The 25,314-nt window shown below is 44.5% G+C and carries 10 protein-coding genes; 2 read left to right on the top strand and 8 right to left on the bottom strand.

The features are described from left to right. Positions 1 to 148: 148 nt before the first annotated feature. Positions 149 to 2,551: a glycoside hydrolase family 19 protein gene (locus ACO05E_RS14435; protein ID WP_419810195.1), complete on the top strand. Its 2,403-nt coding sequence runs from the start codon at positions 149 to 151 to the stop codon at positions 2,549 to 2,551. 225 nt (positions 2,552 to 2,776) lie between these two features. Continuing rightward, complete coding sequence (locus ACO05E_RS14430; protein WP_419810194.1) at positions 2,777 to 4,369, top strand: flavin-containing monooxygenase; 1,593 nt, start codon at positions 2,777 to 2,779, stop codon at positions 4,367 to 4,369. A 317-nt stretch (positions 4,370 to 4,686) separates the two neighbouring features. Here the strand turns inward: ACO05E_RS14430 and ACO05E_RS14425 are convergent, their stop codons facing one another. The 8 genes from ACO05E_RS14425 to ACO05E_RS14390 form a co-directional block, all read right to left on the bottom strand. After that, positions 4,687 to 5,166: a hypothetical protein gene (locus ACO05E_RS14425; RefSeq protein WP_419810193.1), complete on the bottom strand. Its 480-nt coding sequence runs from the start codon at positions 5,164 to 5,166 to the stop codon at positions 4,687 to 4,689. Continuing rightward, a complete protein-coding gene (locus ACO05E_RS14420; protein ID WP_421722747.1) occupies positions 5,147 to 5,347 on the bottom strand; it encodes a hypothetical protein in 201 nt (66 codons plus the stop codon). The genes ACO05E_RS14425 and ACO05E_RS14420 overlap by 20 nt, the downstream gene beginning before the upstream one ends. Next, a complete protein-coding gene (locus ACO05E_RS14415) occupies positions 5,344 to 5,517 on the bottom strand; it encodes a hypothetical protein (protein ID WP_419810192.1) in 174 nt (57 codons plus the stop codon). Before ACO05E_RS14415 ends, ACO05E_RS14420 begins: the two co-directional genes overlap by 4 nt. 109 nt (positions 5,518 to 5,626) lie before the next feature. Beyond that, a complete protein-coding gene (locus tag ACO05E_RS14410; protein WP_419810191.1) occupies positions 5,627 to 6,187 on the bottom strand; it encodes a hypothetical protein in 561 nt (186 codons plus the stop codon). 7 nt (positions 6,188 to 6,194) lie between these two features. Further along, complete coding sequence (locus tag ACO05E_RS14405; RefSeq protein WP_419810190.1) at positions 6,195 to 7,028, bottom strand: RHS repeat-associated core domain-containing protein; 834 nt, start codon at positions 7,026 to 7,028, stop codon at positions 6,195 to 6,197. 319 nt (positions 7,029 to 7,347) lie between these two features. Then, positions 7,348 to 7,677 (bottom strand): hypothetical protein, encoded by a 330-nt coding sequence (locus ACO05E_RS14400; protein ID WP_419810189.1) that lies wholly within the window; start codon positions 7,675 to 7,677, stop codon positions 7,348 to 7,350. 46 nt (positions 7,678 to 7,723) lie between these two features. Beyond that, entirely contained in the window at positions 7,724 to 20,050 is a 12,327-nt protein-coding gene (locus tag ACO05E_RS14395; RefSeq protein ID WP_419810188.1) for a DUF1566 domain-containing protein, read from the bottom strand. 253 nt (positions 20,051 to 20,303) lie between these two features. Further along, entirely contained in the window at positions 20,304 to 25,154 is a 4,851-nt protein-coding gene (locus ACO05E_RS14390) for an NAD-glutamate dehydrogenase (RefSeq protein ID WP_419810187.1), read from the bottom strand. Between the last annotated feature and the right edge of the window lie 160 nt (positions 25,155 to 25,314).

Below are 25,314 nucleotides of genomic sequence, written 5' to 3'. Positions count from 1 at the left end.
ATCATTCAACAACCCCGGACGACAAAAAAGTCAATTTTTTAAAAAATGAGAATCAGCCATCAACTTTTTACATTAAAGAAAACAGCGCTTGTATCTCGCTGCCCCCTTCCTTCTAAATAAGGATAAGGAATTCAACAGCGAGGACAGCATGACTATTTTTATCCGAAATACGCTGACAGCCAGCGTGCTTTTAGCCACCGTTAGTCTTTATGGTTGCGGCTCTGGAAGTGGCTCTGGCAGCAGCCCAGGTAACGACCCGCAAAGCACGCCAGATACTGCTAATTCAGCTCAGACCGCTCCTGAAATGGCAGTAACGGTTCAGAAAAATTATCAGAATCCAGATGGCTCATTTAACCAACAGAAATTTCAGCAGGCTCAGCAAGCGTACATTGCCAATGGCAGTCAGTATCAAGCAACGGATACACAAGTATTTAACCCAACCATCAGTTACAGCCAGCCCGGAACTTTTGTACGCTACAGCGAGCAACAAGCCGATGGTCGTTATCTGGTGGGTGACTTCCGTAATAAATGGTTTGCCGATGCAGGTACAACCCCTCAGTTTTTCCCGGGTAATTCCCCTTGGGAACTGACCGGTATTGCCTTACAAGTGACATCGGATCTATCGACACCCGAGTCGTTAAGTGCGGAGCTTGCCGGACAGGCTGTGGTATTGCCCTGGCGCTCGGAAGCAGCTTACCCGGGTGGCTATAGCGTCAAACTGAACGACGTCTGCTACCGCAATAAGTGGTGGACGCAGGCAATGCCTTCAGCCAGCAGCTCCGTATGGGAAATTCAGACCGATTGCCCGGAGCCTGCGGCGATTCTGGCGGCACTGAACAATAATGCGGGCGCAGGTAACAGCCCTGACAGCGACGATAGTTCCGCAGACAACTCTACTGACAACACCGTGGACGACTCGGGTTCGACCGATAACAATGATCAAACAGGCGATAGTGATCAGACCGACACCATTCCACCCAACAACGATGGTCTTGCCCACCCGGACATTCCCGTATGGGATAGTGCTGCGATTTACGTCGCCGGCAATTATGTGCGTGTCGCCAACCAGTATTATCAGGCGCAGTGGTGGACTCAGGGCGATATGCCCCCAGCCTCAGAACCACGCATTGCCTGGTCAACGCCCTGGAAATGGTTAGGCAGCCAACCGGAACTGGTCATCACCGATCACTGTCAGGGCAATGTTGGCTCTTGTGGTGTCACCGATGGCAGTGATTCACCGGATGGCACAAGTTCGGAAACCGATACCGGAAATACACCGGTTGCCAATAATGGCGATGATCAGGGTGCAACCGATCAGGCTGGTAATCATACCGATCAGAACCCTACCCCAGAAATTCCGCCGGTTATCCCGGAAGACAATAGTGATAGCTCCGATGCGGTTGGCGATGTAGTTGCCACTCCGGCTCCGCTTGAGCTGCCAGAAAGCGGCTATGAATTTTTACGCCAGATCAGCAGCCAGGATTGGGATTGGTTATTCCCGTTACGCTCTGGCAAACGTGTTTCACCGGAGCCTTGCAGCGCCGGGCAATTTCTTGATTGTGGTGGTGGCGTACGCAACGATGGTTCCAACGATGCCTTTACGCTCAACGCCTTCGTTAAAGCGGTATTGGAATACAACCACTGGGCGGCCAGCAATGGTTATAAACAATTCTTAAACGAAGGAACGGCAAAACAACAAGCGGAAGAATTTGTTGCCTTCTGGGCGAAGTCTTCCCGCGAAACCTCCGGTAGCTGGTCGAGCGCTAACGAACCCTGGATTGTAAGCCAGCAAATTGGCCAGGAAACACTGACTGTCTGGAAAGGTGGCTTGTACTGGGTTGAAGAAGTGGGCTACAGCACAGATCCGTTAACCGGTACCAGCAATGCGGTTAATTACGTCGATGCCGGTTCCGCATCTTACCCACCAGCACCGGGTCGCTCTTATTATGGCCGCGGCGTGATTCAGCTGTCGTGGAACTATAACTACGGTGCCTTTTCGTATTGGCTGTACGACAACGGCCTGATGAAAGATGTGGTGGTTAACCGCGATGAGTTATTAAAGTTTCCGAATCTGGTGGCCAGTAATGGTGAGCTGTCCATTCTTTCCGGTATCTGGTTCTGGATGACACCTCAGGGGGCTAAGCCATCCTCCCATGATGTGATGTTTGGCAATGCCTTTAATATTTCAGCTTCCACTCAGGATCAGGGGCTACCACAAAGCAATCAGGCTGGTTTTGTTATCCCAACCGCTGCCGGTGATACCAATGATGCCGATGTGTTTGCCTATCGCTTAGGCACCGTGATTAACATCGTTAACGGTGGACTGGAATGTAATAAAGCCGCCGCCTGGCACGGTGGCCCGGTACAACGGGTGATGTATTACGATGCTTATGCAGCGTACTTTAATCAGCAATACGATTTGGGGATTACCCGTATGCCACAGGTACGTGCAGATAGCCGCGAGCGCTGGACACAAAGTATTTCAGATAGCAGCCCGGCCCAACTACAAAGCGCAACCTGCTATAACCAACGATCGTATTATGGTTGGTAACGGCTGAGTCTCTTCAGATTGGTTATTTTCAATCACAACCTCTGTAACATGCGTTTTGAACCAGATGCTGCAGGGGTTGATTTGGCAAAGTACAGAGGAAGTACAAAAAAAGTACAGAAAAAACACCGCAAAATATGACCGTGTTGCACCTGTTCAGCAGCGGGTAATTGACTCAGAGTAGTGAGCTATTAATAACCCGATAATAACGACAACAGGTTAATTGCTATGCCATCTCGCGAACACACTCCCGAAGCAGAATATTTTGACGTCATCATCATTGGTGCTGGTTTGTCCGGCATTGGTGCCGCTTGTCATTTGAGCAAAAACTGCCCACAAAAAACCTTTGCACTGCTTGAAGGGCGTGAGTCCATGGGAGGAACCTGGGATCTGTTTCGCTATCCCGGTATTCGCTCAGATTCAGATATGTACACCCTGGGTTATAACTTCAAACCCTGGACCAACGCCAAAGGCATCGCTGATGGCAAAGACATCCGCGAGTACATTCAGCAGGCGGCGGCAGAAAATAATATTGAACCGCATATTCGCTATAGCAGCCGTGTGAGGCAGGCCAACTGGCATTCCCCTTCCGGTACCTGGCAGCTCACCGTGACGCATTCACTCACGGGTAAAACACAGCATTATGTGTGTAACTTTATGCTCAGCTGTACCGGTTATTACAATTATGATCAGGGTTACAGCCCTGAATTTCCCGGTAGTGAACAATTTAATGGTCAGATTATTCATCCGCAAAAATGGCCGGAGAATCTCGACTACCATGGTAAAAAAGTGGTGGTGATTGGCAGTGGTGCAACCGCCGTCACGGTTGTACCGGCAATGGCCGACAAAGCCGCACATGTTACCATGCTGCAACGCTCCCCCAGCTATATTATGAGCATTCCGCAAGACGACATTATGATTAACGGCTTACGGAAAATTCTGCCTGAACGCTGGGTGTATCGCATTACCCGCACCCGGAATATCGCTTTTTCCTGGCTGATGTATAACTACTGCAAGACCTTTCCCAACAGCGCCCGCCGCCTGATTTATAAACTCAATAAAAAAGAGCTGGGTGACGATTTTGATATGAAACACTTCACCCCGAAATACAATCCCTGGGAAGAACGTTTATGCGCGGTACCAGATGGTGATATGTTCAGCGCCATCCGCGAGAAAAAAGTATCCGTGGTTACTGATCATATTGAGCGCATCACTGAACATGGTATTCAGCTGAAATCGGGCGAACATTTGGAAGCCGATATTATTATTACGGCCACCGGGCTGGAAATTGAATTGCTCGGAAAAATGCAGGTCTCACTGGACCAACAACCTTTTTCTGTTACCGATAAAATGGTGTACCGTGGTTTTCTGATGCAGGATTTACCCAATGCCGGAATGGTATTTGGCTATACCAATGCGTCGTGGACCTTAAAAGCCGATTTAATTACCGAGTGGATGTGTCGTTTATTAAATCATATGGATCGTAGCGGCCAGAGCGTGGTAGTACCGCATAATTCCGACCAACAGATTCAGCATCGACCATTTCTGGATATTGAATCCGGCTATGTCCAGCGAGCCGAAAGGTTACTCCCTAAGCAAGGCTCTAAAATGCCCTGGAAATTAGCACAAAATTACTTACTAGATTTATTAATGCTGCGCTTTGGTAAAGTAAACGACGCGAACTTGAAGTTCTCAAAATCTGAAATCCCTCTGGAAAAAAGCAGGAATAACCCTCAGGCATTATTCCCGGCTAAAAAACAGGCTAAGGAACAGCAAGGTTCACAAAAAATCACCGAACCAAAAACGGCAGCATCGGCTTAATCCATAATAAAAAGGCCTTCTCAGTACATCACTGAGAAGGCCTTTGCCTTGGGGCTAACAACAGTGTGCTGGTCTACTAAAACTGTGCACACTTTCAGTCAAAAACTGGTGTTCACATGCCCCAGTGTGTACTCAAACCGTTATTTCAGGTTGTCGCCTTTATCGTACATGGCTAACAGCGTGGTTTCGGTTTTTCAAAATAGCACCACAAGTATTTTTCAACGATTTCGCCATCAACCGACTTGCATCCGATCACCTAAATCACTGAATATTTGCCCAGACATATCTCTGAATATAAAAATATATTTAAGAAAAATTCAATTACGATATGAACCATTCTTCAAATAAATACTTGACAAAATATTTTCAACATCTATTTCTTCGACTTTATCGGAGGTCATTGACAAAACACTATCAGAGCCTCTAGGAACAAGATAAATAACCTGAGGAACATCTAAACTAGGAGTTCCCAACCCTTTATAAACATGATACTCCATTTCTCCACGCTGAAGTTTCTTAACATATTCAGTCTTTTCAACTATATTACTTTTTATTTCATTATTAACTGTAATACAGCTAGGCTCCCCTGATCTACTAAAAAATATACAATCCTCACGAAGTTTCACAGGACCATTAAAGATATTAGGCTTAAAACATAAATCATATACACAATAGTCTCCTAACGAATATAATGAAGCAATGATAATTGACATATTTCCAAAATGATTTAAAAACGCCACAGGCATCAATAAAATTACAACAATTAAAAACATTCGTTTAATCGCTACTTTTAACATTATCCAATGCCTCATTTATAATAAATTCCTGTGATGACGGGGGAGAAAGAGGCCCAACTCCCGACAAAGGTGTATTCGGTGTTTCTCCTCCCAACTCATAAGCTCCTTCTATTAATAATTGAATAGCATCCTGATTCACTGAGTCAATCGCGGTTAACAGGCCACCTTTGTCGTAATTCACGGATGTACTTTCACCCGCGTAACTTCGGGTGTGATGGTTCGGTCTAACTGCCCATCAACGTATTTATTTTCAATACGCTGCCCTGATGGCAGCACTGTTGCCAGTAAACGTCGGTCACGGTCGTATTCATAGCGGATAACATTCCCGATTGGTGCTGCAATAACGGCCATCTCCTAGTCAGCAGGGTCATATGTCTAAGCCATTGCCCGAATAGGTTGTATACTAATTTTTTATCCAAAGGTTAATCAAAGAAAAATAAAGCATTTTCACCAATAAAATCTATATACTCTCACAGACTAAAAAACCTTCACCATCGTAAGCTGGAACTACAATAAAATCTAAAGCTGACCACCCATTCCCATTGACAAGACCATCATTATTCTTTCTGCCACACAACATTAAGAAATACCAACCTAAATTAGTAGCACATATTAACTCCCTAACAAGACGTTCTGTATAATTATTCGCATCTACTACATGATAGACTTGGCCAAAAAATTCTCTCCAACTGACAGAAAACCTTTCACTCAAATCGTCATCATTAGGATCGGCCATATAATCATCAAAGACCAAGCAATTACCTTCATCCTGAAGATAATCAGATATCTTCTCCAATAAGATATCCGTAGAGTTTTTTTCTATTGATAATTCCATCGGGTTATACAAACCCGTTTTAAAATCATTAACGCTAAAATCGCCAGCACCATCAGGCACAATAGCATAATAGTTTAATGATAAATCAGTGTAGCTTTTAGGAATACTATTTACGATATTCCTATCTATATCCAAGTTGTAATCAAGCCAAGCTCTAGCTTTATCCGTTTCTACATTTGCAAACATAAATATTTCACTTCTTCGGTGTTACATTACCATTGGGATGTATACGAGCACCGCCTTTTTTTCGATTAGTATAGTCCCAATGCGGCCCAATTGGAGGAGCATGATTCAAGTCGGGGTGAACACTTACATCTTTATTTTTTGGATCAACATACCCGCCACGATCACCTCCTTGCTCATCAGGGCCACGCCATGGCCATTCATTTCCATCAGAGTCCACAGGTGGCGTACTCGGGTCATTCCAGTCTAATTCTGGAATATCATCAGCATCTGGAGTCCAGCCGCCACCTCCACCAGAAGCATCACAAGACCCACCATCTTCGCTGGAGCCAGACGCAGCCTCACTAAGAGCATTACCAATAATAGCTCCAACTACCGCTCCAGCTACACCTCCGACTACTGCACCAACAGGCCCTCCAACTACCGCACCAATTTGCGCGCCAGTTCTTGCTCCATGAGCGATGGTCGAAAGTCCTTCAGGATCGATACCATTGATAGGATCACTATATACATATAAATTCGTATCACCACCCGCAAACCCTATCGGATCTCTGGCCGTCCAGCGTCCGGTTTCCGGATCGTAATCCCGATAACCGAAGCGGATTAAGCCCGTGTCATTATCCAGCAGGCCTCCGGCAAAACCAAACGGTATTGCAAAGTCTGGATTGCTGTCTGTGATCAGGTTACCAAAGCTGTCGTAATCCAGTTGTTTAACGGTGTTGCCGTTTTCATCGGCGATGAGTTTTGGTGAACCGATCTGATCGGTCAGAATATAATAGCGCTGATTATTCTGAGTAAAACTGGTGGGTACATGCCCCAGTGTGTACTCAAACCGTTGTTTCAAATTGTCGTCTTTATCGTAAATGGCTAACAGCGTGGTTTTGTTCTGCCACAGGTATTTTTCGGTGACTTCACCATCAATTAATTTAGCAACCCGATTTCCCAGGGCGTTGTGTTTGTATTCAACGGTTTTATTAGGAGTGATTACCTTGAGTAACCTGCCCTGACTGTCGTACTGATACGTGGTGACGATTTGAGCGTTATCATCGGTAGTACGAGTGACTTTGCTTAACCGGCCATTAGCGTCGTATTCATAGGCTTTATTACCAAAGCTGATCAGAACGTTTGTAGTTTCCGAAAAGTTATGAATTTAAAAAAAAGTTTTAAGCTTTATCTTTCAGACTAACACCAGGTTCACCCCTGCCTTTAAACTTATAAAGTACTGGATTCAAAGGGCGCATAGCACCTAATAAATATAGGTATAAGAAAATATACAATATAAGAAAAAATGATTTCCCAACTGTCAACTTTTCATTTCCCCATACCACTCCCGCAAAAATCATTAAAAAAATCATTAATATCATCATGGCAAAGCGATATAAAAATGGAATAATTCCTTGAGAGTCATATAACAACCCACAACTTGGACATTTGTATCTCGTTCCTGTACGACCAAGGGCTTGAAACGCATTTAATGGATAAAATCGTTTCATAGTATTCCCACATCTACAGCACGTGTTAAAAAAATATTTTTTTTTGCTAACACCCATTTAACGCCTCTTCAATAAGCCTTTTAGCCTCCTCAATCGAAGTACCAGCTACAGCTGCTAGAACTTGAGCTATAATTATTTTCTGAGCAGCTGTTAATCCAGATGCAACTTCGTGTAAAATCGCTGCCGGAGCATCAATTCCTTGGCCAATTCGTTTTTGTATTGACTCGCCAATAGTGCTACCTGATACGTTAGAAACCAACGAAATTGAACCCGCTAATATAGCGTCATTCAGACTTCCCCCATCCAATAATGTTCCAACAACAGAAGAAGTAATTGCCCCACCAGCATCTGCTAGATCTCCTAACTTAGATCCAGGCAGTACAGCACCATTAATTGATCCAAAAATCGCTCCAATAGCAGATTGAGCTGCGACATTAGTCCAATTAATCGACTGGCCAGAATCAGTATAGCCACTTACAGTATTATAAAACGAAGTGGCTCCACCAATAACACCACCTACAATTGCACCTGCCACCGCAAGTGGTGTTTGTCCATTTGGATCAATAAACCCTACCGGATCACCCAACACATACCCATACAGGTTGGTATCACCACCCGCAAACCCTATCGGGTCTCTGGCCGTCCAACGCCCGGTTTCCGGATCGTAATCCCGATAACCGAAGCGGATTAAGCCTGTGTCATTATCCTGCAGGCCTCCGGCAAAACCAAACGGTATTGCAAAGTCTGGGTTGCTGTCTGTGATCAGGTTACCAAAGCTGTCGTAATCCAGATGTTTAACGGTGTTGCCGTTTTCATCGGCGATGAGTTTTGGTGAACCAATCTGATCCGTCAGAATATAATAGCGCTGGTTATTCTGAGTAAAACTGGTGGGTACATGCCCCAGTGTGTACTCAAACCGTTGTTTCAAATTGTCGTCTTTATCGTAAATGGCTAACAGCGTGGTTTTGTTCTGCCACAGGTATTTTTCGGTGACTTCACCATCAATTAATTTAGCAACCCGATTTCCCAAGGCGTTGTGTTGATACTCAACGGTTTTATTAGGAGTGATTACCTTGAGTAACCGGCCCTGACTGTCGTACTGATACGTGGTGACGATTTGAGCGTTATCATCGGTAGTACGAGTGACTTTGCTTAACCGGCCATTAGCATCGTATTCATAGGCTTTATTACCAAAGCTGATCAGTTGATCGGCGATGTTGTAGTTAGCAATGATGTTGCTGACGTTGCGCAGCGTAGATGTGGTCGTGGTTCGGTTGCCGTTGGCATCATAACCGTAATTTTCAATAACAATGCCGTTACGGCTGACTTTATCGAGGCGATATTTATCGTCGTATTCGTAGTCATAAATATGAGTTTGTTCACCCACACCGGTTTTGATGACTTCGGTTTTTTGAGTAATCTGCTCCACGGTGTTGTAGATAAAGCGATGATTCAGTGTCGCTTTGCCATCCACGGTTTGATTGAGCTGTTCCGCTTCTGCGTAACCGTTAAACATCCGCTGTTGAGTCAGGGTGTTATCCGTGATGGTTTCTGGTAAACCATGCGAGACATTACGATGAATCTGATAATCATGAATCGCAGTTAACAGGCCATCTTTGTCGTAATTCACGGATGTACTTTCACCCGCATAATTGAGCTGGCTGACATCGAAGTCGCTGTTGTACTGATAACCAATGGTGGCATCCAGCTCGCCCTGATACTCAATACTGGTGAGAAGATCGCCGTCATATTCGTAAATCAGCGTTTCTCCACCTTCGTTGATAGAGGCCAGTTTGTTACCACATTGATAGCCATAGGTAATGGTGGATTCGGGTGTTTGGGTATTTATCAGCTGACCATTGTTATAGGTATTTTCAATACGCTGGCCTGATGGCAGCACTGTTGCCAGTAAACGTCGGTCTCGGTCGTATTCATAGCGGGTGGTTTGATTCAACGGTGTTGAGTGTGACGCTACCTTATTCACCTTGTTCGACGTAAAGGCATGTGTCTCATCCGTTGGCACCACTAAAGCGGTTGAATTGCCATTATGGTCATAACGATTGATCACACTATGCCCATCCGGGTAGATAGTTTTGCTCAGACGATCACGAACATCGTATTCAAAGCGGGTGACTTTCCCGTCTGGTGCCGTAATAGCAGTCACCTGTCCACGGCCAACAGGATCGTATGTGTAGGCCGTCACCCGGTTAGCTATTTTCTCTTCAATAATGCGACCTCGGTTGTCGTATTGATATTCAACATCACTGAGCCCTGATCGGGTAACTCGTGTCAGCTGACGAGTATCAGAGTCGCTATAGTAGGTTGAAACCCGATTCTCTGCCGAGGTAACAACGCGCGTTCCAGCTTCTGCATCGACGGCAATGGTTGAGGCATCGCCGTTCTCCGTCATGGTCACGGTATATCGGGAAAAATCCGCTCCTTCACTGCCGTATTGTTTATCAATGACTAAGGTATTCACTAAACCACTGGGCTGGGTTGTGACAATTCGGGAGGGAATTTCATCCTGGGTTTTGTCATCAATCACATTGGTAATGTCAGTCGCCACACCACAGGTCGAGAGTGTTTCACTCAGTTGATCGGCACTCAGTATACGGTCCAGCATTGAGCCATCTTTGTAGGTTGTTAGCCGGCGTACACTGCCATCATCAAGTACTGATCTCAGTGTTTTGTATGTCTGCCCTTCGGCAGTGGAGTAGCCGTATTCCTGTTGGTTCTGGCTTAAGTAATTATTATAAAAATCCCACTGCCCATCTTCAGGATTGGTTGCCTGAGTGACTCGGCCATCAGCATCGAAATCGTGCGTGTAGCGATGCCCTCTGGGGTCAACTTTATCGGTTAATAAAGATCCTCGATATTCAAATTCATAAAAAACACCATCTTCGTAACTAATCCGCTCCAGATTATTAACTGCACTGATTTGCAAATCAGTTCTTTGCCCATCCGGAGCAATAATGGCCGTAGGCCTGCCATTATCTCGCTCAATTTCAATCGTATTCCCGTGTTGATCGATTATTTTAATCAACTGGCTATTTTCATTGTATTGGTAAGTTAAGAGCGTTTTTCCAGAGTCAAGATCCACTGTTTTTATATGCTTTCCTTCGCTATCGAAAACATAAGGGCTACGAAAAGCTGTTTGGCTATCGCGAACACAACGAACATAATAACTATCTTCTTTGACATAGCTCCCGGAATTAAAACCCGAACTTTCTACAGCCCATGCTCTGCTGTTTCTCAGGCGAGAAGTAGTAGAACTCCAATAAGGTTGACGAAAGTCGGCATTTATCCAGTATTCTTCTGGCCGGTAATCGTCTGAAAATGAAGTTTGATGAGCAAAAACGTCATTTGGGAAAGCATAAATCAGCTCATTAATGTTCGGTAAGCGCCAATCTTCATATCCACCGTGGGTATTGGCTTCGCAGTAATCGATAGCCCCTTCCCAATTCACGGTTAGGGTTATATTTTCATTCGTATCTTGCCACATTAATCCAGTTTGCTGATCATTCACAATGCCAGCAGCTTCATCTCGGCTTAAACTTTGTGCAAATCGCTCATTTAATGGAGTACCACTCACGCAGACAGCAAGCTGAGGATTATCTCCATATTCTCGCTGAGCCCATTTATCAATATTCTGACCATAAACAAAGTGTTCTTCACCACTGGATTTCCGAATGGCATAACCGATCTCTTTGAATATCGGCAAGCGCCATGGATGTTCAAGGTCATAATCATCATTCAAAGAAGCACAGTAATTCTCTGCCGCAGAACTTGATGTCACATAAGGAGCCTGTTCATTTAAGTTCCACAATAAATCGGTATTCAGGTCATGTAGCACATTCTGCTGCTTAGTTAGGTTATTTGCTCGGTCCACATAATATGGAACCTGAATAATTCGATAGTTTTCTTCTATTTCCTTTGCCTGATAGTAACCATCATCACCGTCGTAATAACTAATACTTGCACCCGTAGTTAAGATATTACTCAAGTTAATTAGGTCTTCAGCCGAGCCATCTCCACGATAAACTGTCTTAACACCATCGTATTCGTGAACATTCGACAAACTCCAGCCCTCAGCCAGCTGCGAAGCAAAGCTATTTTTTAATTCAACTCCCTTTTCAGTCCAGGCAATAAATGCCTGGCGACCTTCAACCTGAGTTGCTTTATCACCAATGGTTGCCCAGGCAACAGGGTAGTCATCCAATGTCAGCCCATCATCGGCAGCATTACCATTACTCAGGTAATTCGTTTGATATTCATAGCCAATACTGAGTTTTCCGCGAACCGTTCCTGGTACATATTTCCCAGTAATATCTTTACCATCCCAGATAAAGATTGCGTCTAGGTTTTCCTGCGGAATAAATTCCTGTTCAAAAACATGACCTGCAATTTCAAGTTTTGCAACCATACGCTGGACACGTTCCGGGTATTCATCGCCACTTACAGCTAATGTTACTTTGTGTTTGTAGTCTTTCGTTCGCTGACTGTTGTAATGCAGAGTCAGATTAGTACCAGCAACTTCAATATCCTCATGGAATGATTGCTGATAGGGCATAACATATGATCCCGGACATTCAGTTTCATCATCCTTCGGATCTTCATCTCCTTCTTCAGAGTTTATTTCTTCAGCGGGCTCATCTCCTTCTTGGGCATAATTCATATCAGCGGCAGAGAAATGATTCGTCTGCCCCCACATAACGGTATCACCATGACTGTAACCCTGAAGGCCAACAGCCTCAGATGTCGTGTCACCATTCCCATCCAAATCATCCGGTATTTCATCACCGGTGTAATCTAAACCATCAATAGTGCCGTCGTTATCACTGTCAACAACCATTGCAATCACACCGTTTTCACTGGCATCCCATTGAGTTGAAATAGTGTTGTAGGTACCAATTGGAACAATTTCGCCCACATCAAAGCCCAGGAAATTATCGACCATCAAGGTGACGTTACCATCAAATACAACGGTATCATCGTATCGCACACCCGCAACGTGTAACTCTGTGCAATAAGTAAATGCTGACTCTACGGGTAAAGAGCCTGGCATAGAAGCCGGTGTACTGTATTCGGTAGCGGAAAATAAGAACTCATCAAGAACTCTCTCAGACCCATCCCGCGAACGGACTCGTGCTTCAGTAATCCCATTAAAAACAACCGTTGCTTTCCGGCTACCCGATGCATCGGTTACGACACTTGACTGATGAACTTGTGCAACACCAGATGTAAGAGAAATTCGACTTTGTTTATGGTCAAACGGAAGAAGTTGAACAGTATCGATTGATTGCCATTCTGAAGCGCTACCAAACACTGTTCGTTGTACCGTTAAACGCCGGGATGATTGATAAGTAAATGACTGATGTCCACTTGGACCCGCAATAATAAAGCGTCCATCGGAATCCGTGACTACCGAACCGAGGCGTGGTTCATTCGCAAACCTCACCATAACACCACTCAGTGGCGATTCATTTTCATCAACGACTAACCCTGTATAAACAGACATTTCTTTAGCTGAATATGAACCAAAGGGACGAGGGTCAAAGTTGTAATAATAAGGGGTTCCTCCCTCAGGGACTTCTACCGGATTTTCACTGCGAGCATTAGGATCATAGGTCCAATAGCTGCTATTGCCTGGAATATACAGGGATATTTCTGAATCAATACCACTCCAACCTGAAAGATTTTCAGGCAGCGCTTCTGTAATTAAGACAGATAATGATGTGCGTACTTCTCCAGCTTGAATAACGAGTTCAACCTGACCAGGACGAATAGCAGTAATATTGCCGCTTTCGACTGAAAGTAGCGATGCACGGCTTTCTTCGATATTGGCCTCACTGGTTAAATCCAGTGTTGCCCCATCATTCATATAACCTGAAACCGTTAATTGTTGCGTCTGACCGACATTCAATATCAACTCAGGCGGATTCACTGCTAGCTGTAACAAGTTGTTAACATTAACAGAGCTGCTAAGGTCTATTTCCTGAACAGGCAAACACAAGTGTGCCTGAGATGTATCCACAGTTGAAAGACGCGAGGTATCCCATGTATTTGATTCATCAGCTGTGTTGATAACAATCACTTGCCCTATATGGATTGGATTATTAACCTTAGGGTCGTATTGACCCGATGCAACACCAAAACCAACGGCTCCTTCAGAGAATTCCGAACCTGAGTTTTCATTCCAACCAGAAGATAACATATGATCTCGGTGGCCAAATTCAGGCCCTGTTGCCCAATCAAAGTCCTTGTGCCAATCTTTATCGGCATATATCCAAGAATAAATGGCTCTTATTACAGCGAGATCAATATCTTCTGTAAAGTTGACACTACTGGCGAGAGATTCTGTTGAGTTAGACCATAAATCCCTGTTGCCTCTTATATACTCATCAGCATCCATCCGTTGTGCTGGCGTGCGCCCATCAGCGATGTGGCTGATTCGAAGGTTTCGGTCGAACAAATACTCAGCATATTGTTGAGCTACCATACTGATGGATTTATCAACGCCAGCAAAAGGCTTTAAGCCCCGGGCTTCTCTTTCAGAGTTGAGTATATAAAGCCCCTTCTCAGAAGTAGACAAAGAATCCCACAGCAATTGATTCGGCAGCTTCAGGTATTTATAAACAGATGGGTCTTTCAAGCGAGCATAATTAAATGAATACTCGATATTTTCTATTGTATTATCACTCGACCCTGCCCACGGTATATCTGAGTCAGGGTATTGGGGGGTATACATCGAGTCATCTGAAACAACTAATGGTGAACATTGTGTCATTCCAGTAACGATAGGGTTTTCAGAGATTGCCACCGAAATCTCATCGACATCAAATAGTCCATCATCATCAGTTACTATCAATTTAATAATGTAGTCTCCGGCTTTTAAACTGTCACTTTCAAAGACAGGTTCTTTACTAAGAAGATGATTATCGAGAACCCATTCATAACTAACGATAGAGCCATTCGAATCATAGCTACCAGAAGCATCAAACCGGATTAAGTCGCCTTCTTTTACTGTTTTATCCTGCCCTGCAATAGCAACAGGCGGCGCTTCTTCCACTAATATTTTAATAGTATCTGTATCACTTCCTCCCTGATCATCTGTAACTTTTAATTGGATAATATGCTCACCAACTGATAAGTCTGACTTTGTAAAACTTAATTCTCGACTAACAACGGACCCGTTTAATGTCCACTCATAACTAGTAATGTAACCGTTCTCATCAGAGCTTCCAGATCCATCAAATGTGACTTCATCTCCATCATTAACTATTTTATCAGCTCCCGCGTTCGCAACAGGGGCCTGATTGACTTCTCCTGTTACTTCAATTCTTAACCTGTGAATCGTACTAATACCGTGTTTATCTTCGATATCCAAAATAATTTCGTTAATACCATTGGTGACATCTGTATTATTCACTGTAACTTCACTTTCATGCCCTAATGTTTCTCGCGTAGTTACATTAAACCAACGATAAGATTGAACTTCACCGTCATAAGCATAACTCTGGCTACCATCTAACAATAACGGTTGACTGATATCGATTTCGGCTGGTGCTTTTACAATGGCAACTGGAGCGTGATAATCGCGTACACATCTTACATAAGCTTCAAAACTATTCCCGCGCAGTAAAATAGAATCACTTGCAAGTGAATCCTGATTCGTTCGTACCATTGATCCTTCGTTTACTGTATGGGCTGTCCACCAATGCGCTCCTCTAAGAGGAATTTTATTGATAAAAACACCTGAATCCCATTGGCGTAAACTAATTGTTTGGGATTCAAATAAATTAGGAAGTCGCCAGTCTTCTACAGCATTAATATTTAAATTTTCACAGTATTCCAAAGCATCTGTTAGAGTCCGTTGCTCTGAAGATATTTCTGGCAGATCATGCCACATAAGCTGTGTTGAGAGATCAGTGCTTACACTTGATCCACGCGTTAACCGGGTGACAAAAGTTTTATCACCACTAACACAGCGGACATTGTTCCGACTATCTCCTGTCCTCTGATATAAACCTCTCTGATGAAAGTCAATTGTATTAACATAGTCTGTACGATTTCTAGTCCCGACCAATTCATCTGTCCAGTACTCATACGACTTAGAGTGTGATGTATCTCGGGTGTATGAATACTTGAACACAGAGTTCGTGTAATCATCCTGATCTTCAACTTGAGAAAAGTCGCCAATAAAAAATAATTCATTACCTCCTGGTAAACGCCAATCTATTATCCCAGCGTGAGTTGAATCAGCACAATATTGCTTTGCCTCATCCCATGTAATTTGTAACTCTTTTGAGTCAGCAAAATCCTGCCAAACCAACCCGTTGGCCCGGTCATAAACAACCTGCTTGAGTTCATCACGTACGAGGTTGACATCTCGGCCTTTTTGCAAGTCACCATCATCATTAGTATAGAATGATGTTGTACGATTTGTTTTTGGCACCAGTGAAGTAGCTACAGCTGCGCGAAGCGTACCTGGACGACTGTCTTTGTTCAGGGGATCGGTATTGTGTTCGGCTTCAAACTCGTCTGAATAACCGTCGTTGTCATCGTCTGAATCTTCATTATTGCCAATACCATCACGATCGGTATCCAAAGATTCATTTGGATTATCCGGCAACATATCTTCATCATCGACTACGCCGTCGTTATCGTCATCCGGATCATTAGCATTGACCACTCCATCCAGATCTGAGTCGAGTTGGCCGTATGAACACCCTGCTGAATTTGTTGCACTTCCTTCTGAGAGCGTTGTATTGCTACACATATCTAAACTGTCATCAATACCATCGCCATCTGTATCAAGTTGATATAACGCACAGCCATTTTCATTTACACTTAAACCAGAATTTGTTTCCGTACAAAAATCCAGGTCGTCACTAATACCGTCTCCATCTGTATCTTTTTGATTATTAGCACAGCCCTCAATATCAGTATCCAAGCCTCCATCAGTTTGTGGACATTGATCTCTGATATCTGGGATACCGTCTCTGTCTGTATCTACTTCTTGAGCTGCACATCCTTCTGGATTTACTGAATTTCCTTCAGGCGTTGCCGGGCATAGATCAACAGCATCATTAACGCTATCCCCATCTGAATCGAGTTGTATTAATGCACAACCATTTATATTAATATGCAAACCTTCAGGCGTGTCAGGGCACAGATCAATAACATCATTAATGCCATCAGAGTCATCATCTGGTATTGAGCCATCATTAACGTGGCTCAGAACATCTAATATCTGAAGTTGTTGACCTGGGGATGGGATATTAAATACACCATATAATTGTTCAGCCGTTATCTGTCCCCCTGAGTTAAATAAAATTTTGCTAATAGTATTAGAGCTTATAAAAAAGCTATTAATTATTATCTGGTCTCCGTCAGAACCAATTCGTAAAATTAAATCATCACCAGACTTCACCAGGCCACTGGAAACATCTGAGAAAACAACACTAGATTCAAAATGTATTTCGTTATTGCCATTTGCATCAAAAATAGCATCAACCCCATGATTTCTTCCAATCAAATATACGTCATCACCAGAACCACCAACTAAGAAGTCATCACCTGTATCACCTAACAATATGTCATTACCAGCACCGCCGATGATTACTTCATCATCATCAGTTCCATAAAAATTTTCAGAGTAATTTGAACCCAACATCATTTTTTTGGCGATTCCAGCACCCAGCGGAGGAGTAACAGAAAATCTTAAATAAAACTGACTAAGATCAATTTCACCACCACGCTCGAAAGTCACCTTTGAAATAGTATTAAGTACAGTAAAAAAATTCTGAATACGAACAGTATTAGATTCATCAACGACCCTCAAAATCAAGTCATTACCTGACTTAAATACTGTGCGTACATCAGATGAAGTTATTCCATCAATGAAATGGATTGTATTAACCCCATGATAGTCAGAAATTAAATCGTGGCCCTCTCCCTGTCCTATTTTGTATATGTCGTTATCTTTACCTCCGAGTAAAATATCATTTCCACTTAAACCGGTTAAAACATCTTCGCCATCAGAAGCGAATATAAAGTCCCTCTGATTTGTCCCAACAATGTAATTATCTTGGCTAAGAAGGTCTGGATTGTCATAGATAGATGACTCACAGCCGTTTCTATCAACATTTGTACCAGCAGCGGTACCTGGACACTGGTCGAGTTCATCAGCAATACCATCATTATCTGTATCACGCTGACCGGCAGAACAACCTATTGCATCAACTAAAGCACCAATCACCGTTAAAGGGCAAGTGTCACCGGCGTTTCCGACACCATCGCCATCGATATCTAAGTCTGAATTATCGCCGACCCCATCCCGATCATAGTCACTCTGTTCACCCGGATTATCAGGAAAAGCATCTTCAGTATTTACAACACCATCGCCATCACGATCGACGTCTGAATTATCTCCGACACCGTCACCATCTGAGTCTAAAGATTCAGATGGATCATTTGGAAATAAGTCCATTACGTTAGAGATGCCATCCCCATCACGATCGGCGTCAGAATTATCACCAATACCATCTCTATCTAAATCTGATGATTCTGTTGCGTCTAATGGAAATGCATCAGCATCATTATTTACGCCATCTCCATCACGATCTATATCGACATTATCACCAATGCCATCGGAGTCCAGGTCCGACGTTTCTGACGGGTCTCTTGGAAATGCATCAGAGTCATTATTGACACCATCTCCGTCAATATCATCATCCAGCCCATCCGGGATTCCATCGTTATCCAGGTCTTCAGGCACACTACCAGCATCATCGGGGTCGGTACCAACCTGAATCTCAATCTCATTAGTAGCACCATCACCATCACGATCTGTATCGGCATTATCACCAATACCATCTCCATCTAAATCCACAGATTCAGATGGATCGTTCGGAAATACATCCAGCACATTAGATATGCCATCGCCATCCCGGTCGGTATCTGCATTATCACCAATACCGTCTCCGTCTAAATCCGATGACTCTGTTGAATCTGATGGAAATACATCATCCGTGTTATCGACTCCATCACCATCACGATCTGCATCAGCATTATCACCCAGCCCATCCCCGTCTAAATCAGCATTTTCAGCCGGATCTCTTGGGAATCTGTCAGCTGCATTATCAACACCATCACCATCTATATCTGGATCAGAGTTATCTCCAATACCATCGCTATCAAGATCTTTAGTTTCTGAAGCATCATCAGGAAAAGCATCGCCTGAATTATTAACACCATCACCATCCCGGTCATCATCTAGAGAGTCTGGGATGCCATCAGCATCAAGGTCTGCTGGTTTGCTGTTTGCATTATTAGGATCAGTCCCAACCTGGGTTTCATAGCTATTAGAAACCCCATCACCATCTCGATCGGTATCGGCATTATCACCAATACCATCATTATCTAAATCCGAGGATTCTGAAGCATCATTTGGAAAAACATCATCCGCATTAAGGATACCGTCGCCGTCACGATCTTGATCCAGAGAATCTGGAGTACCATCACCATCCATATCTGTTGGTCGGCTTCCAGCATCATTTGGGTCTGTACCTTGCTGTTGCTCTACAGTATTAGAAAAACCATCACCATCACGATCATCGTCAGCATTGTCGCCTATTCCATCACCGTCAAGATCAGATGACTCTGTCGCGTCACCTGGAAAAATATCATCAGAATTGTTTACTCCATCTCCATCCAAGTCATCATCAAATACGTCTGGAATACCGTCTAAGTCTAAGTCTGATGGTTTGCTATTTGCGTCATTGGGATTTGTTCCAGCACGCACCTCAAATTCATTAGAAATTCCATCCCCATCTCGATCTGTATCAGCGTTATCACCGACACCATCGTGATCTAAATCAGACGACTCCGAAGAATCATTTGGAAAAACATCAGAAGAATTAACAACACCATCGCCATCAAGATCATCATCAAGGGAATCTGGGATGCCGTCAGCATCTAAGTCTGAGGGTCGGCTTTGAGCATCGTTTGGGTTGGTTCCAACCTGGATTTCATAACTGTTGGAAACACCATCGTCATCGCGATCAGGGTCGGTATTATCACCTATGCCATCACGATCAAGATCAGACCATTCCGTAGGATCATTCGGGAAAGCATCAACACTATCGTTATGCCCATCACTATCACTGTCACGCTGGCTAGCGGAGCAACCATTTGTATCCACAGCTTCTCCAGAAGGGGTATTACTACAACTGTCAGAAACATCTGCTACACCATCAGAATCAGAATCTGAAGGGGGTCGACTAACCGCTAGAACTTCTACGCTTAACAATGATAAATATGCAACAAAGCATACACGCAAGAAAAAATTACTACGTGAAAGTATATCCATATACAATTCCCTTTGACTAAAGAGTCCATTCAGCTAATTCAGCCTACAAGCTACTTCACTATTTTTTGTTTGAATAAGATGAGAAGACTTAAGTACAACTAACAAAGTAAGCAAATACTTTTTACTAAAAAACAGTAACAAAGAACCAGATCATTCCCTGTAAATAAAAAGGCCTTCTCAGTAATTCACTGAGAAGGCCTTTGCTTTGGGGCTAACAATAATTCAGGGAGTTAATAACACCCCGAATTAATCACTACTCACACACGCGAAAATGACGACTGGCTTGTGCCAGGTCTAATAATTCCCGCAGTGCCACTGACACCATTGGGAATTCCACCACATCGACGTTTTTCAGTTCGCCCAACATCCGCTGCCAGCGATCCACCAGCACGGCTTGCTCTTGTTCCCACACCTCCAGTGCTTTAATCAGGTCACCGTCGTGCTGTTGCACCAACCCGAGTACGCCCTCGGTCAGAGCGCGTTGTTGCCAGTCAAGATCGTCGCGCAGACTTTCCCGCGCTAACCCTTCCCAGTGAGACGGAGACGGCAAGGCATTAATCTGTTGCATAAACCAGTTCAGTGATAAATGTTCGCCAATCACAAAATAGGTTTCTGCCACTTCTGGTAAGGTCGCACAGGTTTGTGCTGCGACTTCGATAATGCCAAGGCTGGAATACAGGTTTGAGGTGCCTGCGCTGATCGCCGCCAGTGATTCTGGCACACCGGCATCAACCCGCTGCTGGTACAACTCCTGCCAGCGCGCTAACTCTGAGCCTTTTAAGGTATCTCCCAGCGACGTCATCATCGACTGTACCGGTTCACGGAAACGTTCCACTTCTTCGGCAATATCAACACTAACCCGACGATTACGCAGGAACCAGCGCGTTGCACGACGTACTAAACGCATCAGATCCGACATCATGTCTTCCTGAACCTGGGTATCAATCTGATAATCCAGTGCCGAAATCTGTTGCCAATAATCCGGTAAGGCAAAAATATCCCGTGCCGTCAGGTAGGCTCTGGCAATATCACTGATACTAGCGCCGGTTGAATCATGCAGGCGATTCACAAAAGTGATGCCCATATAATTCACCATATCATTGGCTAGCTGGGTAGCAATAATTTCACTGCGCAGCCGGTGGTTATACATAGGCTCACAGAATTGTTCAGACAATTGCTGTGGGAAGGCAGTTTTCAGAATATCGGAAATATAGCCATCCGAACTGATATCCGGGTGATTGAGTAATTCTTTTAAATCCGCTTTGGTATAAGAAATTAATACCGATAACTCCGGGCGAGTTAAACCAAACGACGAGGCACGGCGTTCGGCAAGAATTTCTTCATCCGGTAAAAATTCCAACGCACGATTCAGCTTGCCTTTATTTTCATAGTCACGCATCAGACGCACGTATTCATCCAGACGCAGCTGACAATCACGGTACGCTAACGCAATGGCCTGTGTCTGACGATAGTTATTCATCAGCACCAGATCCGCGACCTGATCGGTCATTTCCATAAAGGTTTGATTACGCTGTTTGCGGGTCAGATCACCGGCATCAAGAATTTCATTCAGCATAATCTTGATATTTACTTCGTGGTCCGAACAATCAACCCCCGCCGCGTTATCAATAAAGTCGGTGTAGGAAGCACCACCATTTAAGCCGTATTCAATTCGTCCTAACTGGGTTACACCGAGGTTACCACCCTCGCCGATAACTTTGGCGCGAACTTCACGAGCATCAATACGCAGGGCATCGTTAGCTTTATCCCCCACATCGGCGTGGGTTTCACTGCTGGCTTTAATATAAGTACCAATGCCGCCGTTCCAGATCAGGTCGACCGGCGCTTTTAATAACGCACTGATTAAATCGTTCGGTGCCATGCGGTCTTCACTGATACCAAAGACCTGTTTCATTTCCAGAGAAATAGGAATGCTCTTAGCCGCACGAGAGAAAATACCACCACCCTTGGAGATCAGTTTTTTATCGTAATCATCCCAGGTGGAGCGTGGTAATTCGAACAAACGCTGACGCTCAACATAGCTGGCCGCCGAATTGGGTGATGGGTCGATAAAAATATGCATATGGTTAAACGCAGCGACCAGGCAAATATGCTCCGATAACAACATGCCATTACCAAATACGTCACCGGCCATGTCACCAATGCCAACCACGCTGAAATCTTTTTCCTGAACATTATGCCCCTGTTCACGAAAATGACGCTGCACCGATACCCAGGCACCGCGGGCGGTGATACCCATTTTTTTATGGTCGTAACCAATCGAGCCACCAGAGGCAAAACCATCCCCCATCCAGAAACCGCGATTAACGGCAATTTCATTGGCGATGTCGGAGAAGGTTGCGGTGCCTTTATCGGCAGCAACTACTAAATACGGATCATCTTCATCGTGGCGAATCACGGCTTTAGGTGGAACAATATCACCTTCCACCAGGTTATCGGTCACATCCAGCAGGGCGCTGATAAAGGTTTGATAACAGGCGATACCTTCGGCCATAAAGGCATCACGGCCACCGTCTTTTGGCAGTTGCTTGGCAACAAAACCACCTTTTGCCCCAACCGGCACAATCACCGCATTTTTCACCTGCTGCGCTTTTACCAGCCCCAGCACTTCGGTGCGGAAATCTTCAGTACGGTCTGACCAGCGCAAACCACCACGGGCAACTTTACCGCCACGTAAATGCACCCCTTCGATACGCGGAGAATAGACAAAGATTTCAAACACCGGTCGCGGTAACGGCATATCACTGATCGCCGCCGGATTTATTTTGAACGAAATATAATCCTTGGCATCACCACTTTCATCCGGCTGGAAGAAGTTGGTCCGCAGCGTGGCATTAATTAATTCAATATAACGACGAATGGTACGATCTTCATTAAGCTGATCAACACCGTCCAGTGCTTCAATTAGTTTTTGCTCACACTGTTCCACCTGAGCCTGACGAACTTCGTCTTTTACCTCACTAAGACCAAAACGCTGATGGAATAAATCCACTAATCCTGCACTGACCGGAATATAACGACCCAAAGTCTCAGCAATATAGGCTTCAGAAATACCAAAACGGATTTGTTTCATATAACGGGCATAACCGCGCAACAAAGCAATATCACGCCAACCCAGCTGAGCACCCAGCACTAAGCGGTTAAAGCTGTCATTTTCAGCACGCCCCTGCCAGATAGCGCGGAACGATTCCTGGAACAGGCATTTCACTTCCGAGATATTAATGCTGTCGGCCAGGTCGTATTTCAGCAGGAAGTTATGAATCCAGATTTTTTTACCATCACCCAAATGGATTTCATAGGGATGTTCGCCCAGCACCCGCAAACCCAGGTTTTCCAGAATCGGAATCACATCGGATAACGGCAAAATAGTATCGCGGTTAAAGAGTTTAAAACGTAACTGGTCGGGTGCTTCTTCCAGCTCTCGATAGAAGCTCATGGCCAGTTCACCGGCTTCGCGCGTTTGCAGCGTTTCCATATGCTGAATATCGGTTACCGCTGTGCGAGCAGTGAAACTTTCCCGATAACCGGCCGGGAAGGCATCACGATAACAATGGAACTGAATATTGCCTTTTTCTTCACCGACCTGCTCAGTCAATGCAATGTGTAAATCGTCCTGCCAGGATCGCACCACCTGAGTAATTTTCCGGGCGATCAGGTCAGCGTTAAATTCAATTTCTTCCTCGGCATTCAGGCGCAGCATAAAATGAGTACGCGCCAGAATGGATTCCGAGAAATAGGTATTAAACTCAACATCCAAAGGCTTAAATTCAGACTCCAGAACCTGCTGAATTTTTTGCCGCAGTTCGGTATTGTAAATATCCCGGGGAACATAGGTCATGCAGGATAAAAACTTACTGTATTTATCTTTGCGTAAAAATACCCGACTTTGACGACGTTCCTGAATATTCAGAATCGCAACCGCGGTTTCTGTCAGCTCTCTGGCGCTGGACTGGAATAATTCATCGCGCGGGTACACTTCAAGAATACGGTTTAGTTCTTTGCCACTGTGACTGCTTTCGGAGAACCCAGACAGCTGACGAACTTCCTTCAGCTTGTCATTAATAATCGGAATATTATTCGGCGTTTCGATATACACAATCGACGTGTACAGGCCCACAAAGCGCATCGCGCCAATCAATTCACCTTTGTCGTTATAGCGCTTAATAACTACATAATCCGGATACGCCGGGCGATGCACGCGGCTGCGGGTACCGGATTTCAGAAACGAAATCAGACTTTTTTGTTCAATAAAGTGCTGGGTATTGGCATCCAGCTCACGCACAGCAGATTGTGCTTTATCGGTACTGCGGAAACGGAACGTTCCGAGGTCTGCCGATAATTCACGTTCAACCTCCGCCCCTTGTGCTGAATGTGTGATGGTAAATTCATCATACGCCAGGAAGGTATAATGGTTGTCTTTCATCCACTCCAAAAAGGCTTTGGCCTGCTTACGCTCAGCTGCCGGAAATTGTTTGCTGCTGCCAACCAGCGCCAGCGCATCATTCGCTTTACTGAGAATGGCATCATAGTCTTCGACACAATGCTGAACTTCAGACAGAACCGATAACAATTCCTGCGCCAGATCATCCAGTATCTGAGGATCGGAGTGATGATCTATTTCGATATAAATAATCGCTTCGGCGGTGGATTTGTCGTCGGCCTGTTGCCAACGCTTGCCATTGGCGTCCGCTTTGGTTTGCAGTTTATGCGACTTATTGCGTTGCAGGTGCATGGCACAATAATGAATGGCATGCAGAGACATCTGACGCTGATTCAGCTCCATCCGTACCGAATCCACCAGAAACGGCATATCTTCGCAGACAATTTCAATCACCGTATGCAGAGATTGCCAGCCATGATTTTCATGATCCGGATTAAATACCCGTACCTTGGCTTCTCCGGGTTTACGGCTCTGAATCAGCTGCCAGCACGACAGGGTTGAGCCGTATAAATCTTCAACCGAGCGCGCCAATAATTCTTCCATTGGCGCGGCCGAATAATAAAGCGTTGAAAAGTCTTTTAATAACTCAGCCTGTTTTTCATCATTACGATCAGCAATCAGTTGGTGCAAAGCAGTTAACATGGAGCATTCCTTGTAACAAATACAGTTTCTTTAACTGTAGCAGCTACTTACAAAAGAGCCTTATCATCTTTCCTCTAATATCGTCACCCGATAAGCAGAAGCATCATAAACCCCCTTTACACTCCCTGACAGCACTCGACGAAACTTATATCAGTGACTC

Origin of the sequence: Bacterioplanoides sp., assembly GCF_965226395.1 — a bacterium.
Lineage (GTDB): Bacteria > Pseudomonadota > Gammaproteobacteria > Pseudomonadales > Oceanobacteraceae > Bacterioplanoides.
The sequence above is the reverse complement of the archived record's forward strand: the minus strand, read 5'-3'. Positions and strand labels throughout refer to the sequence as shown.

Coding starts and splice junctions, on each gene's coding strand:
- ACO05E_RS14390 (WP_419810187.1), bottom strand. CDS start 25,154: ATGTTAACTGCTTTGCACCAACTGATTGCTGATCGTAATGATGAAAAA.
- ACO05E_RS14435 (WP_419810195.1), top strand. CDS start 149: ATGACTATTTTTATCCGAAATACGCTGACAGCCAGCGTGCTTTTAGCC.
- ACO05E_RS14410 (WP_419810191.1), bottom strand. CDS start 6,187: ATGTTTGCAAATGTAGAAACGGATAAAGCTAGAGCTTGGCTTGATTAC.
- ACO05E_RS14425 (WP_419810193.1), bottom strand. CDS start 5,166: ATGTTAAAAGTAGCGATTAAACGAATGTTTTTAATTGTTGTAATTTTA.
- ACO05E_RS14400 (WP_419810189.1), bottom strand. CDS start 7,677: ATGAAACGATTTTATCCATTAAATGCGTTTCAAGCCCTTGGTCGTACA.
- ACO05E_RS14415 (WP_419810192.1), bottom strand. CDS start 5,517: ATGGCCGTTATTGCAGCACCAATCGGGAATGTTATCCGCTATGAATAC.
- ACO05E_RS14430 (WP_419810194.1), top strand. CDS start 2,777: ATGCCATCTCGCGAACACACTCCCGAAGCAGAATATTTTGACGTCATC.
- ACO05E_RS14395 (WP_419810188.1), bottom strand. CDS start 20,050: ATGGATATACTTTCACGTAGTAATTTTTTCTTGCGTGTATGCTTTGTT.